The following is a 14,183-nucleotide window of genomic DNA, read 5'->3' on the forward strand; positions in this document are numbered from 1 at the left end:
CTCACAGTGCCCCGGAACGGACCGGGGCTCGCACGAAAACATGGGGGGATCGGGACGTCGTCGGCCCTTGTGCTGGGCGACGATACAACCCGTCGGAACGGGGAGCCGCATCGCCCTGTGTGACCTGGCTCACAGGGAGCTGGTCGGTTCTCAGGCGGTCCGCGCCTGCCGTCACGTGGCCAGGCGACCGTCCTCGTCGTCCGCCGGGACAGGGGCCTCGTCGGCCTCCGCGCCCTGCGGGACGTCCTCGCGCTGGTCCTCCTGCTGCGAGGGGGGTACCTCCAGGCCGTCCAGCGTCACGGTCGATTCACGTCCGGGATGGCGACGTCCGACCAGGATGAACGCTACCAGCGCGCCGAGGCCCACCAGGATCGACGTCCAGACGTTGAGGCGCAGCCCGAGGAAGCCGTGCGCGGGGTCGATCCGCAGCGCCTCGATCCACAGCCGTCCCGAGGTGTAGACGACGACGTAGAGCCAGAACACGCGGCCGTGGCCCAGCCGGAACCGGCGGTCCGCCCACACCAGCAGCGCGGCACCGAGCAGGTTCCACACCATCTCGTACAGGAACGTCGGGTGGAACAGGGTCCCGGCGGGGTGCCCCGCCGCGACCGCTACCGCGTCGTCGACGCGCAGGCCCCACGGCAGCGTCGTCGGACCGCCGAAGAGCTCCTGGTTGAACCAGTTGCCGAGCCGTCCGACCGCCTGGGCGACCAGCAAGCCGGGGGCCAGGGCGTCGGCGAACACCGTCAGCCGCACGCCGAGGCGGCGGCAGCCGATCCACGCACCGACCGCACCGAGCGCCACCGCGCCCCAGATGCCGAGTCCGCCCTCCCAGATCGCGAACGCCTTCCAGGGGTCACCGCCCTTGCCGAAGTACGCGTCCGGCGACGTGATCAGGTGGTAGATGCGACCGCCGAGGATGCCGAACGGCACCGCCCAGAACGCGATCTCCACCACCTGGTCGGGATCCCCGCCCCGCTCCTTCCACCGCCGCTGCGTGATGAGCACGGCGGCGACGATGCCGATGAGGATCGCGATCGCGTAGGCCCGCACCGGGAACGGCCCCAGGTGCCACACGCCCTGGGACGGGCTGGGGATCGCCGCGGGCACGCTCGCCAGGAGCGCGGACGCGGTCATCGGCCGGCTCCGCGAGACGTCGTGCGGTCCGCCGCACGCACGCCCGCGGCGAGCTCGGACGTCAGCGTCGCGAGCCGGTCCAGGCCCGTCTTCTCGTCGGGGGCGTCCACGAGCGCTCGCACGAGGGCGGAGCCCACGATCACCCCGTCGGCATACGTCGCGACCTGCGTCGCCTGCTCGGGCGTCGAGACGCCGACACCGACGCAGACCCGCGCGGCGCCGGCCGCACGCGTGTCGGCCACGAGCTGCTGCGCGCGCGCGCCGACCGTGGCCCGCTCCCCCGTGACGCCCATCGTCGAGGCCGCGTAGACGAAGCCGCGGGACGCCGCGGCGGTGCTCGCGAGCCGCTCGGGCGTCGAGCTCGGCGCCACGAGGAACACGCGGTCCAGCCCGTGCGCGTCGGACGCGGCGATCCACTCCTGCGCCTCGTCGGGGATGAGATCCGGCGTGATGAGCCCCGCGCCGCCTGCGGCGGCGAGATCGCGCGCGTACGCCTCGACGCCGTAGCGCAGGACGAGGTTCCAGTACGTCATGACGAGGATCGGCGCGCCGCGCCCGGCCGTCTGCTCGACCGCCGCCAGGGTGTCGCGCACGCGCGTGCCGCCCTGCAGCGCGTGGTCCACCGCGCGCTGGATGATCGGACCGTCCATGACCGGATCCGTGTAGGGCATGCCGAGCTCGACGACGTCAGCGCCCGCGTCGATCAGCGTGCGGACCGCATCGACCGATCCCGGCACGGACGGGTAACCGACCGGGAGGTAGCCCACCAGCGCGGCACGGCCCTGCTCCGCGAGCCCGTCGAGCAGGGGCCCGCAGGTGGCACCTGCCGCGCTCGTCGTCGCCTCCACCGCGCTCACCGGACTCCCTCGCCGTCGTTCTCGTCCAGCAGGCCGAACCACGCAGCGGCCGTGGCCACGTCCTTGTCGCCGCGACCCGACAGGTTCACCAGGATCACGGGCTCGTCGGACCACTGCGCCGCCTGCGGACCCAGCTGGATCGCGCCCGCGAGGGCGTGCGCCGACTCGATCGCCGGGATGATGCCCTCGGTGCGGCACAGCAGCCGGAAGGCCTCCATCGCCTCGTCGTCCGAGACGGGCAGGTAGGTCGCGCGGCCGATGTCGTGCAGCCACGAGTGCTCGGGACCGACGCTCGGGTAGTCGAGACCCGCCGAGACCGAGTGGCTGGGGATCGTCTGGCCGTCCTCGTCCTGCAGCAGGTAGGAACGGGCTCCGTGCAGCACGCCGGGCGCACCGCCCTGGAAGCGCGCAGCGTGGTCGCCGTGACCGAGCCCACGACCACCCGCCTCGAAGCCGAACAGGCGGACACCCTCGTCGTCGAGGAACGCGTTGAAGATGCCCATCGCGTTGGACCCGCCGCCCACGCAGGCCACCACCGCGTCGGGCAGGCGCCCGATCTCGGCCAGCAGCTGCGCGCGGGCCTCCTCGCCGATCACCTTGTGGAAGTCGCGCACCATCTCGGGGAAGGGGTGTGGCCCCGTCACGGTGCCGAGCAGGTAGTGCGTGGTCTCGACGTTCGCGACCCAGTCCCGCAGCGCCTCGTTGATCGCGTCCTTGAGGGTCCGCGTGCCGATCGTCACGGGCACGACCTCGGCGCCCAGCAGGCGCATGCGCGCCACGTTGAGCGCCTGGCGCTGCGTGTCCTCCTCGCCCATGTAAACCGTGCACTCGAGGCCCAGCAGCGCGGCCGCCGTGGCGGTCGCGACGCCGTGCTGCCCCGCTCCCGTCTCGGCGATCACGCGGGTCTTGCCGAGGCGCTTGACCAGCAGCGCCTGGCCGAGCACGTTGTTGATCTTGTGCGAGCCGGTGTGGTTCAGGTCCTCACGCTTGAGGAACACCCGCGCGCCGCCGCCGACGTGCGCCGCGAACCGCGGCACCTCGGTCAGCGGGCTCGGCCGTCCCGTGTACGTGCGGTGCAGGCGTGCGAGCTCGGCGCCGAATGCCGGGTCGGCCAACGCCTTGTGGTACGCCGTGTCGAGCTCGTCCAGCGCGGCGATGAGCGCCTCCGGGACGAACCTGCCGCCGAACTCACCCCAGTACGGCCCGACGTGCGTCGCGAGCGATCCGACGCGCTCCTCCTGACCGGGCACGAGCGGGCGACCGCCCACGTCCGCCGTCACTGGCGCACCGCGCGCAGCGACGGGTGGGCACCTGCGGCGACGAGGTCGGCGACCGAGCGGCGGGGCGCGTCGTCCGTGACGAGCGCCTCCCCCACGAGCACCGCGTCGGCGCCCGCACGGGCGTAGTCCATGACGTCGTGCGGGCCGCGCACGCCGGACTCCGCGATCTTGACGATGTAGGACGGGATCGACGGCGCGACGCGCGCGAACGTGCCGCGGTCGACCTCCAGGGAGCGCAGGTCGCGAGCGTTCACGCCGATGACCCGGGCGCCCGCGTCGACCGCGCGCGCCACCTCGTCCTCGTCGTGCACCTCCACGAGCGCCGTCATGCCGAGCGAGTGCACCCGCTCGACGAGCGACTCCAGCACGGTCTGCTCGAGCGCGGCGACGATCAGCAGGCACAGGTCGGCACCGTGCGCCCGCGCCTCCCACACCTGGTACGGCGTCACGACGAAGTCCTTGCGCAGCACCGGGATGTCCACCCGCGCCCGCACGGCGTCGAGGTCGGCGAGCGACCCGTTGAACCGCCGCTCCTCGGTGAGGACCGAGATCGCAGCGGCACCGCCGGTCTCGTACTCGGCGGCCAGGGCTGCCGGGTCCGAGATCGCGGCGAGCTCGCCCTTCGACGGGCTCGAGCGCTTCACCTCGGCGATCACCGTGACGGCGTCCTCGACCCGCAGCCGCGCGACGGCGTCGATCGCCGACGGCCTGCGAGCCGCCAGCTCCTTGACCTGCGCCAGCGGCGTGAGAGCCTCTCGTGCGGCCAGGTCCTCCCGGACACCGGCGACGATCTCGTCGAGCACGCTCATGGCAGCCTCACCCCTCGTTCACGACCCCGGGGAACCCCACGGCACTGCGGCGCGTGCGGGTCCTCTCACCGTCATCGTAGAGGGGCCCGAGAGTGACCCCGAACACGGCCCGCCTGGTGGACCCCGGGACCCGGGAACGCCCGGACGGGCTCAGGGGGACGTCTGCCAGACCGACAGCAGGCCGACGATCGCGATGAGCACCCCGACGCCGGACAGGATCGTGCCGATCCAGCCCGTGACGATGCCACCGGTGGCGAGGCTCTCGTTGTTCGCCTCACCCGCGGCGACCGCGCGCTTGGCGTTGTTCCCGACGATGATCGCGGGGATGCCGGAGAAGAACCCGCACAGCACGATGCTCGCGATGCCGAGCACGAGTGACCAGACACCCAGGCTGTTCTTCGGCAGCGTGGCCGGGTAGCCACCCGCGTAGCCCGGGGCCTGCCCGTACGCGGGCGCCTGGCCGTAGGCCGGAGGCTGCCCGTACGCCGGCGGCTGGCCGTAGGCGGGTGCCTGACCGTACGCGGGCGGCTGGCCGTACGCAGGAGGCTGCCCGTACGCGGGCGGCTGGCCGTAGGAGGGGGCCGCACCGGGCTCGGGCACCGCGGGGGACGACGCGCCCTCGGGCGGCGGGGCGTACGGCGACGAGCCGGCACCCGGCTCGCTCGGCTGCTGCGGGTCGGTGGGCTGGTCCGGCGTGCTCATCAGGCGTTCTCCCGTTCGGATCTCAGGACGGCTCTCTCAGGTCACACTCTGCCAGGCCGGGCCCCTGCGACGCGGGAGCGCGCCGATCAGGGTGCGAGGACCTCGAAGCCCGGCAGGTTGCGCAGCACGCCGAACCCGACGAGGAGCACGAGCAGCAGCCAGGCCGACCACGAGGGCAGCACGGGCGCGCCGCGCCCGCGGCTCACCCGCACGACCCACCAGAACCACAGACCCACCAGCACCGGCACCATCGAGACCCACAGCGGGTTCATCGACCAGGCGGCCGCGAGATCGCCGTGCGCGAGGTCGTGCGTCGCCCGCAGACCGCCGCAGGCGGGGCACGCCAACCCCGTCACGGCGGCCAACGGGCAGAACCCGTAGCTGCCCGACTGGTGCGGGTCACGGACCGCCAGGACGAGGGTCGCGACACCGACGACGCCCGCCGTCAGCGCAGGGCCGCGCCACGCGCGCACGTCGCGTCGGACGCGGTGCTCGACCGTGCTCACGTGCGCCCCCTCCCGATGCATCCGGAGACCGACCTAGAACCCGCTCGAGCTCAGCGAGTTGGCTCCGCGGGCGACGAACGTCAGGACGGTCAGTCCGACGCCGACCCACCCCAGCACGACGCCCGCCTTCGCCGCGCCGAGGTTGACGGGCAGGCCGCGCGCGGCCGACGCCTTCGCCCGGCCACCCACCACGATCGCCCCGATCGCGGCACCGAGCGCCGGGAACGTGCACGCGCAGGCGAGCACGACACTCAGGATGCCCAGCACGAGCGCCCAGGTCGAGAGCGAGCCGCTCGAGCTGCCCGGCCCGGCGGGATGCTGCGGAGCGCCGTACGCGGGCGGAGCGCCGTACGCGGGCGGTGGCCCGTAGGCAGGCGGTGGGCCATAGGCAGGTGGTGGGCCGTAGGGCGACTGCCCGGGCTGGCCGGAGCCCGCGCCGTACGCGGGCGGCGTCCCGTAGGGCGGGGGCGTCCCGTACGTCGGCGACGTGCCGTAGCCGGCGGGCGGGCCGTACGCGGGAGCGTCGTGCGCCGGGCTCGGCGGCGGTGTCCCGTACTCCGGGATGCTCGATCCGGGCAGGGCAGTCGGCGGTTCCTCGGACACCCGCTCACCGGACGCCTGCTCACCGGACACGTGCCCACCGGGCACGTGGTGACCGGGCGCCTCGCCGGCAGGCGACTGGCCCGCGGGCGACGACGGGCCGGCCACGGCGGCCCCGAACGTCGCGGGCGCCTGGTAGCCCGGGGGCGCGGTGTACGTCGGCGGCGGCTCGTACGCCGGCGGGGCGGTGTAGGCCGCCGAGCCGGTCTCCGGACCGGGGCCGGGCGCCTCGGCACCCGCGGCCTCTGCCTTGGCTGTCTCGACCTTCGCTGGCTCGACCTTCGCGACCTCGGGCTCCGACGGCTCGAGCTCCGACGGCTCAAGCAACGGCGGCTCGGGCTCCGACGGGTCGGCGAGAGGCCTGGACGGGTCCAGCGGTGCGGACGGCTCTTGTGGCTCGTCGGGGCTGGGCGGCTGCGCAGGAGTGCTCATCTGTCCTCTTCGTCGGGGAACACGATCACGCCGACCGACCGGGCGCGACCGGACCGCGTCCGCGCCCTACCGGCCGTCCGCCCAGAGCTCAGTGACCACCGCGGGCCGACTGCTTGGCGAGGGTCGCGGCGCCGCCCTGGCCGTAGCCGAGGACCTGCAGCACCTTGCCGATCACGATCCCGAGCACGCACACCCCGAGCCCGGCCCACACGAGCCAGACCTGGGCGAAGACCATCGCCAGAGCGGCGATCACGGCGCCCGCGACGACCACCCAGGTGGTGGTCCACGCCGCCACGGTGTGCCCGTGGTTCGTCGGCGGAGCGCTCGGCGGCAGGTGCACCGCCTCGGTGACGGTGGGGTTCTGCGCGCGGTGCGCGAGGGTGTTGTCGGCCATGGTCGACCCTTCTCCAGTGGTTCTGCGCTCACCCTAGCGTGCAGGCCAGGGCGCTTCGTGGCACGTCCGCTGCGACGGTGGACACACGCCTGCGTACCGGGTCACGCGGTGTCAGTGGGGCTCGTCGTCCGCCTGCTCGGTCGGGTCGTCGCCGCGCGACAGCGCGTCCCACTGGTCCCGCTCGTCGACCGGCCTGGCGGCACGCGCCGTCGACCCCGCCGCCGCGCCGTCGCGAGCACCCGTGGCGGCTGCCCCAGCGGTCCGGTCGTGCCGTCCCGCGACGGACCACCCGCCTGACACGCGCGCGAGCCAGACCGCGACCGCGACGACGAGGAGCCCGACGCCGAGCGCGACCCACGGCCAGGGCGACACCGCGACCTCGCCGACGACCCGCTCGATCCCGATGCGGTCCGCGACGGTCGGTGCGGCGGCCGCGGCCGGGTCCCGCAGGACGCTCACGGCACCGCCCACGACGAGCAGTCCCGCCAGCAGCACCGTCGCGACCACCAGCCATCGCCCGATCCGGCCCACGAGCGCGATCGCCCCGGTCGCCGCGAGGAGCACGAGCGCCGCGGCCACGAGGGCGGGAGCTGCCGAGCCGCCGGAGACGCGGACCGTCTCGGTGACCCCGAGCACGGAGTCGGTGGGCACGCTCAACCAGGTCGGCACCGCGCACACACCCGTGAGCGCAGCCGTCAGGAGGAGCACTCCGGCCGCGCGGCCGCGCCCGGCGCGCGCGCCCCCGGCAGCCGGCGGTGTCGCGGGCGCCTCGCCGGCCGGGCCCGGGCTCGTCGTCGTCACGCGTCGGCGCGGCGCAGGCGGGACGCGACCTGGATGGCGCGCACCGCGGCCTGCGCCTTGTTGCGCGACTCGGCGTACTCCAGGTCGGGCACGGAGTCGGCCACGATCCCGCCGCCGGCCTGCACCGAGGCACGACCGTCGCGGATGAGCGCCGTGCGGATCGCGATCGCCATGTCCATGTTCCCGGCGAAGTCGAAGTACCCGACCGTGCCGCCGTAGATCCCCCGGCGCGCGGGCTCGACCTCGTCGATGAGCGCGATGGCCCGCTGCTTGGGGGCGCCCGACAGCGTCCCGGCGGGGAACGTCGCCATGAGGGTCTGGAGCGCGGTGGCTCCCGCGCGCAGCCGTCCGACGACGGTCGACGTGATGTGCATGATGTGCGAGAACCGTCGGACGGCCATGAACTCCACGACCTCGACGCTCGTCGGGTCGCAGACCTTGACGAGGTCGTTGCGCGACAGGTCGACGAGCATGATGTGCTCGGCGCGCTCCTTGAGGTCGGCGAGGACCTCGTCGGCGAGCTCGCGGTCCTCCTCGGGCGTCGCGCCGCGGGGACGCGAACCCGCGATGGGGTACGTCGTGACGTGCCCCTCGTCGACCTTCACGAGCGTCTCGGGGCTCGACCCGACGACCGCGAAGTCGCGCCCGTCGGCGTCCTGCAGCTGCAGGTAGTACATGTACGGGCTCGGGTTGATCGTGCGCAGCACCCGGTAGACGTCGAGCGGCTCGGCCGGGCAGTCGAGGTCGAGTCGCTGCGACATGACGACCTGGAACACCTCGCCGTCGCGGATCGCGTCCTTGCCGAAGCGCACTGCGTGGTCGAACTCCTCGCGCGTCGACCGGAACCGCAGCTCGGGCTCGGGCACGTCCGCGAGCACGGCGATCCCCGAGGGCGCGGGGTGCAGGAGCGAGGCCTGCATCGCGTCCAGGCGGGCGACGGCGTCCGCGTGCGCGTCGTCGACCCGCTCGTCGGTGTCGTCGAAGTTGATCGCGTTCGCCACGAGCCAGACGGAGCCGTCCTGGTGGTCGACCACCGCGAGGTCGGTGGCGAGCAGCAGCGTCAGCTCGGGGACCTCGAGCTCGTCGGGCGCCTTCTTCGGCAGCGTCGGCTCCCAGTGGTGCACGATGTCCCAGCCCAGCGCGCCGACGAGCCCGCTGGTCAGCGGCGGGAGCCCGGGTAGGACGGGGGTACGCAGCACGTCGAGCGTCTCGTTGAGCACGTCGAGCACGTCGCCGCTCGTCGGGATGCCGACCGGCACGTCGCCCGTCCATGCGGCCTCGCCGTCGCGCACCGTCAGCGTCGCGCGCGAGCGCACCCCGACGAAGGACCAACGCGCCCAGGTCCCGTCCGCCTCGGCGGACTCGAGGATGAACGTGCCCGGCCGGCCCGCGCCGAGCGTGCGGTACAGGCCCACGGGCGTCACGTCGTCGGCCAGCAGCCGCCGCACCACGGGCACGACCCGACGGTCGCGCGCGAGCTCGCGGAAGCCCTCGAGCGTGGGCCACGTGCCACCCCAGGGCACCTGCGCGGAGGTGTCGGCGGTCATCGCGCGTCCCCCGTCGTCTCCTCGGACCCCGTCGTCTCGCCGGACGTGACCGGCAGCGGGCCGCCCGCCTCGAAGCATGTGCGGGCGCCCGTGTGGCACGCCGCCCCCACCTGGTCGACCTCGACCAGCAGCGCGTCGCCGTCGCAGTCGATGCTCACGGCCTTGACGTGCTGGACGTGACCCGACGTGTCGCCCTTGCGCCAGTACTCCTGACGCGAGCGGGACCAGAAGGTCACGCGACCGGACGACAGCGTGCGGCGCAGCGCCTCGTCGTCCATCCAGCCGAGCATGAGCACCTCGCGCGTGTCGTGCTGCTGCACGATCGCGGCGACGAGGCCTGCCTCGTCACGCTTGAGGCGCGAGGCGACTGCGGGATCCAGGGTGGGCACCCGAGAATCCTGCCACGCCCGGCGCGACCGACCACGGGGTGTCCGCGCGCACCGGGACCGGCGCTCGCCGCCGTGCCGCTCAGCGTGTCTGGGAGACCCAGGCGCCGTGCATCGTGGCGTACAGGCCGTCGGCCGCGACGAGGTCGTCGTGGTGGCCCTGCTCGACGACACGGCCCGCGTCGACCACGACGACCGCGTCGGCGGCCTCGGCGGTCGAGAGCCGGTGGGCGATCGTGATCGTGGTGCGACCCTCGGTCAGGCTCGCCAGCGCCCGAGCGAGGCGCACCTCGGTCGCGGGGTCGACCGCGGACGTCGCCTCGTCGAGCAGCAGCAGGTCGGCGTCGGCGAGGTAGGCGCGCGCGAGCGCGACGAGCTGTCGCTCACCGGCGGAGAGCGACTCGCCGCGCTGGCCGACGGGCGTGTCCAGCCCGGCGACGAGCTCGTCGACCCACGGGCCCAGGCCGAGCGCGTCGACCGCCTCGCGCACGCGCGGGTCGTCGTGCGGCGGCGTCCAGGACGCGTCCTCGTCGTCGCGCAGTCCGTACGCGATGTTCTGCGCGAGCGTCCCGTCGAAGAGGAATCCCTCCTGCGGCACGAGCACGACGCGACGGCGCAGCTGGTCGTGCCGGATGTCGCGCAGGTCGGTGCCGTCGAGCAGGATCCGGCCGTGCGTCGGGTCCACGAGCCGCGCGACGAGGCGCGCGATCGTCGTCTTGCCGGAGCCCGTCGCCCCCACCACCGCGACCGACGAGCCCGCGGGGACGACCACATCCACGTCGCGCAGGACCGGCGGCCCGTCGGGGTAGGCGAACCCGACCCCCCGCAGCTCGACGTGCGCGGGCGCGCGGGGGCTCGGCGTCCCCCGCTCGCCCGGGTCGACGAGCTCCACAGGCGTCTCGAGCACGCCGAGCACCCGGCGCCAGCCCGCGACCGCGTTCTGCAGCTCGTTGAGGATCTCGGTCGCCATCTGCACGGGACCGGTGAAGAGCTGGACCAGGAACAGGAACGCCAGCAGGCGACCCGCGGTCAGGTCCCCCGCGACCCCGAGGTACGTCCCCGCGACGACGACCACCGCGAGCACCAGGTTCGCGGTGAGCACGCCCGACGAGAAGACGGTGGCGACCAGGTTCTGCGCACGGACCATCGCACGGCGGGTCGCGCCGATCGCGGCGTCGGTCGAGCGCTGCGTGCGGTCCGCGACGCCGTACGCGCGGATCGTCTCAGCGCCCACGACCGACTCGGAGACAGCACCGAGCATGGCGCCGTACCGCTCGCGCACCCGGGAGTACCGGGCGTTGACGCGCTTCTGCAGCGGCTGCAGCGCGACGACCAGCGGCACGAACCCGAGCCAGACGATGAGGGTGAGCTGCCACGAGTAGACGGCCATGAGCGCGGTCGCCACGAGGATCTGCAGCACTGAGACCAGCAGCATGATCCCGCCCCACTGCACGAACAGCGAGATGGTGTCGACGTCCGACGTGACGCGCGAGACCAGGCTGCCGCGGCGCTCGGTGCCGCGCGTGAGGACCGACAGGTCGTGCACGTGCCGGAACGCGCGCGTGCGCAGCTGCAGCAAGCCGGCCTCGCTCGAACGGAACAGGCGGATGTTGACGGCCGCCGAGCACAGCGCGCCGAGCACGAGGCCCGCCAGGGCGATCGTGGCGAGCACCGCCACCCGGCCGACGTCCGGCCCGCCCGCGGCGAGGATCCCCGTGTCGACCGTCTGCTGCACCGCGATCGGGACCAGCACGCGCCCGACCGCGGCGAGCGTCGCGAGCACGATCGTGAGCCCGAGCCCCTCCACGAGACGAGGCGAGATCTCGATGCCGCGGCGCAGGGTCGCGAGCACCCCCAGCGAGCTCGCCGAGCCCATCGAGTGACCGCTCGAGCTCGTGCCCTCGGATCCTGACCCGGGCGTGCTCTCAGTCGCCTCGGCCGGCGTGGAGCGGGACGACGTCGCTGTCGACTCCTTGCGCGAGCCCGTCATCGTGCGTCCACCGTCTCGTCCGTCTCGTCCGCGGCATACCCGTCGTCGCCGGTCTCGTCGTCGCCGGTCTCGTCGTCGACGTCCTCCTCGTCCCAGTCGCGGCCCGCACGTCGCTCGCTCTCCCGCTCGTACGCGGTCGCGAGGTCGCGGTACCCCTGGTCGCGCGCGAGCAGCTCGGCGTGGGTCCCGCGGTCGACGACGCGACCTCCGTCCAGGTGCACCACCTCGTCGGCGAGCAGCACCGACGACATGCGGTAGGCGACGAGCAGGACCGTGGGCCCCGGCTCCCCCGCCGACCCACGCAGGCCGCGCAGGATCTCCTGCTCGACGCGCGGGTCGACTGCCGAGGTCGCGTCGTCGAGCACCAGGACGCTCGGTCGCCGCACGAGCGCACGCGCGAGCGCGAGCCGCTGCCGCTGCCCGCCGGACAGGTTCGCGCCGCGCTCCCCGAGGTGTGCGTCGAGCCCGTCCGGCAGCGCACGGACGACGTCGTCGACCCGCGCGACCCGCAGCGCGTGCCACACCTCGTCGTCCGACGGAGCCGCCGGGTCGTCCGGGTCGGCCAGGGTCACGTTGCCGCGGACGGTGTCCTCGAACACGAACGCGTGCTGCGCGACGAGTGCCACGTGCTGCGCCAGGTCGTGCGGGTCGAGCTCGCGCAGGTCCACGCCGTCGACCAGGACGGCGCCGCGGTCCGGGTCGGCCAACCGCGAGACGAGCGTGACGAGGCTCGTCTTCCCGGCGCCCGTGGGTCCGACGACGGCCACGACGCGGCCCGCCGCGAGGTCGAGGTCGACGTCGTCCACGAGGGTCAGCGGACCCTGCGCGGTCTCGACGGTGCGCGTCGCGTGGTCGAACCGCACGCTCGCGCCGGTCGACGTGGACGACCAGCGCGTCGAGCCCGCGGGGAGCGCTCCGGTGCTGTCGACGACCCGCGCGATGCGGTCGTAGCCGACCAGCGCACGCGGGATCTCGCCCAGCACCCAGCCGAAGGCGCGCACGGGCACCGCGAGCAGCGTCAGCAGATACGCGGCCGCGACGACGTCACCGGTGTCGATGTTCCCCGTCGAGACCCGCCACGTCCCGACCACGAGGACGGCGAGCGTGCCCACCTGCGGCAGCAGGTCGATCACCGGGTCGAAGAACGCCCGGACGACGCCGACGCGCACGTTGGCGTCCGCGAGCCGGCCCGCGCGGTCCGCGAACCGTGCTTCCTCGCGCGCCTGCGTGCCGAGCGACGTCACGAGCAGCGCGGCCTCGAAGCTCTCGTGCGCGACGTCGGCGACCTCGGCCCGCAGCTGCTGCGCGTGCGTGATCGCGGGCGACATGCGGCGCTGGAACCAGGCGTTGGCGGCGATCGCGAGCGGGACGACGACGAGCGCGGCGAGCGCGAGCCACAGGTCCGTGCGCACCAGCGCGACCGTCGCCACCGCGAGCATCACCACGACGCCGAGCGCGAACGGCAGCGGGTTGAACACCGACGTCGACGCCTCGACGTCGGCACCCGCGTTGGACAGCAGCTGCCCGGTCGGGTGCTTGCGGTGCCAGGACATCGGCAGCCGCAGGTACTGGCGCGTGACCTTGAGCCGGTGGTCCTCCTGGACCAGCGCGTACCCCATCCCCGCGAACACGCGGCGCCCGGCCACGCTCAGCGCGAGGGTCACGGCGACGAGCACGATCGCCCCGCCGGCCCACCAGATGCGTCCCTGTGCGCCCTCGTCCCCGGCCAGCGCCGGGACGACGACGTCGTCGGTCACCCAGCCGAGCACCCGGCTGACCGCCACCGTCGCGACACCGAACACGGCGGACGTGCCCACCGCCGCGGCATAGGTCCACGGGTGCGCGCGCATGCCGCGCCAGATCAGGGTCGTGGCCCGGCGCGGGGTCGACCCCGTCAGCCGCATCGGAGCCGTCGGCCGGTCCCGGTCGGGGGGCGCCGAGGACGGCGACGACGACCGGGGCGAGGGCATGACGACGAGCCTTCCGACGGGGAGGTGAGCAGCGCTCATCGTCTCACGCACCTCCGACACCTCCCGTGGCGGCCCTCTGCGCGAAGGGCCGCGAGGACGACCGAGGAGTGGGACCATGGCGTCCATGACGTGGCACGAGACCCTCCGCGCCGACCTCACGGACGCCCTGCGCGCCGCGACCCCCGACGCACCGACGCTCTGCGAGGGCTGGCAGGCGCGGCACCTCGCGGCGCACGTCGTGCTGCGCGAGAGCTCGCTGCGCGTCGGGGCCGGTATCGCGGTCCCCGCGCTCGCCGGCGCCGCCGAGCGCGCGATCGACGAGCTCGCGCAGACCGCGACCACACCCGAGGGCTACGCGGCCCTCGTCGACCGGGTCGCTGCCGGTCCGTCGCGCTGGCACCCGATGTCCGTGGCGGGCGACGCCGCGAACCTCGTCGAGTTCTACGTGCACGGCGAGGACGTCCGACGAGGCGCCGGCCCGGTGCCGCCGCGCGAGCTCGACCCCGCGCTGGCCGACGCGCTGTGGAAGGACGTCCGCCGGTTCGCGCGGGCTCGCACGCACAAGGTGCCCGTCGGCCTCGTGCTGGTGAACGCCGACGGTCCGCGGGCCCGCGTCAAGGGTCCGAAGGGCGAGCACGGCACCGTCGTCGTGCGGGGTGACGCGGGAGAGCTCGTGCTGTGGCTGTCGGGCCGGGGCGCGGCGTCCACCGTCGTCGCCCAGGGCGCGCCCGTCGACGTCGCGCTGCTCGCGGCACGCTTCCCGCTCCCCTGA

Annotated in this window: 14 protein-coding genes; 1 reads left to right on the forward strand and 13 read right to left on the reverse strand. The window is 74.2% G+C overall.

Annotated elements, in window-relative coordinates:
* Nucleotides 1–171: 171 nt before the first annotated feature.
* From lgt to CGE01nite_RS00865, 13 genes are all read right to left on the reverse strand, one after another.
* Nucleotides 172–1,137, reverse strand: coding sequence for a prolipoprotein diacylglyceryl transferase (lgt, locus tag CGE01nite_RS00805; RefSeq protein WP_048341438.1), 966 nt, complete (start codon nucleotides 1,135–1,137; stop codon nucleotides 172–174).
* Complete coding sequence (trpA, locus tag CGE01nite_RS00810) at nucleotides 1,134–1,985, reverse strand: tryptophan synthase subunit alpha (RefSeq protein WP_141368527.1); 852 nt, start codon at nucleotides 1,983–1,985, stop codon at nucleotides 1,134–1,136. Before trpA ends, lgt begins: the two co-directional genes overlap by 4 nt.
* A 5-nt stretch (nucleotides 1,986–1,990) precedes the next feature.
* Nucleotides 1,991–3,244 (reverse strand): tryptophan synthase subunit beta, encoded by a 1,254-nt coding sequence (gene trpB, locus CGE01nite_RS00815; RefSeq protein ID WP_141368529.1) that lies wholly within the window; start codon nucleotides 3,242–3,244, stop codon nucleotides 1,991–1,993.
* A gap of 26 nt (nucleotides 3,245–3,270) precedes the next feature.
* A complete protein-coding gene (trpC, locus tag CGE01nite_RS00820; protein ID WP_048341440.1) occupies nucleotides 3,271–4,083 on the reverse strand; it encodes an indole-3-glycerol phosphate synthase TrpC in 813 nt (270 codons plus the stop codon).
* A 150-nt stretch (nucleotides 4,084–4,233) separates the two neighbouring features.
* Nucleotides 4,234–4,785, reverse strand: a complete 552-nt coding sequence (locus tag CGE01nite_RS00825; RefSeq protein ID WP_141368402.1) for a DUF4190 domain-containing protein — start codon at nucleotides 4,783–4,785, stop codon at nucleotides 4,234–4,236.
* A gap of 86 nt (nucleotides 4,786–4,871) precedes the next feature.
* A complete protein-coding gene (locus tag CGE01nite_RS00830) occupies nucleotides 4,872–5,291 on the reverse strand; it encodes a DUF2752 domain-containing protein (RefSeq protein ID WP_229747527.1) in 420 nt (139 codons plus the stop codon).
* 33 nt (nucleotides 5,292–5,324) lie between these two features.
* Complete coding sequence (locus CGE01nite_RS17145) at nucleotides 5,325–6,323, reverse strand: hypothetical protein (protein WP_141368404.1); 999 nt, start codon at nucleotides 6,321–6,323, stop codon at nucleotides 5,325–5,327.
* Nucleotides 6,324–6,411: 88 nt separating this feature from the next.
* Nucleotides 6,412–6,717: an HGxxPAAW family protein gene (locus CGE01nite_RS00840; protein WP_048341442.1), complete on the reverse strand. Its 306-nt coding sequence runs from the start codon at nucleotides 6,715–6,717 to the stop codon at nucleotides 6,412–6,414.
* Nucleotides 6,718–6,828: 111 nt separating this feature from the next.
* On the reverse strand, nucleotides 6,829–7,518 hold the full coding sequence (locus CGE01nite_RS00845; RefSeq protein ID WP_141368406.1) for a Trp biosynthesis-associated membrane protein: 690 nt from the start codon (nucleotides 7,516–7,518) through the stop codon (nucleotides 6,829–6,831).
* Entirely contained in the window at nucleotides 7,515–9,065 is a 1,551-nt protein-coding gene (locus CGE01nite_RS00850) for an anthranilate synthase component I (protein ID WP_141368408.1), read from the reverse strand. Before CGE01nite_RS00850 ends, CGE01nite_RS00845 begins: the two co-directional genes overlap by 4 nt.
* Nucleotides 9,062–9,454, reverse strand: a complete 393-nt coding sequence (hisI, locus tag CGE01nite_RS00855) for a phosphoribosyl-AMP cyclohydrolase (protein ID WP_141368410.1) — start codon at nucleotides 9,452–9,454, stop codon at nucleotides 9,062–9,064. Before hisI ends, CGE01nite_RS00850 begins: the two co-directional genes overlap by 4 nt.
* A gap of 79 nt (nucleotides 9,455–9,533) precedes the next feature.
* Nucleotides 9,534–11,327, reverse strand: a complete 1,794-nt coding sequence (locus tag CGE01nite_RS00860) for an ABC transporter ATP-binding protein (protein WP_048343036.1) — start codon at nucleotides 11,325–11,327, stop codon at nucleotides 9,534–9,536.
* 110 nt (nucleotides 11,328–11,437) lie between these two features.
* A complete protein-coding gene (locus CGE01nite_RS00865) occupies nucleotides 11,438–13,345 on the reverse strand; it encodes an ABC transporter ATP-binding protein (RefSeq protein ID WP_048343035.1) in 1,908 nt (635 codons plus the stop codon).
* Nucleotides 13,346–13,526: 181 nt separating this feature from the next.
* On the opposite strand from CGE01nite_RS00865, the gene CGE01nite_RS00870 reads away from it, so the two are divergent.
* Nucleotides 13,527–14,183: a TIGR03085 family metal-binding protein gene (locus CGE01nite_RS00870; protein WP_229747529.1), complete on the forward strand. Its 657-nt coding sequence runs from the start codon at nucleotides 13,527–13,529 to the stop codon at nucleotides 14,181–14,183.

It is taken from the genome of Cellulomonas gelida, assembly GCF_006538725.1.
Classification (GTDB): domain Bacteria; phylum Actinomycetota; class Actinomycetes; order Actinomycetales; family Cellulomonadaceae; genus Cellulomonas; species Cellulomonas gelida.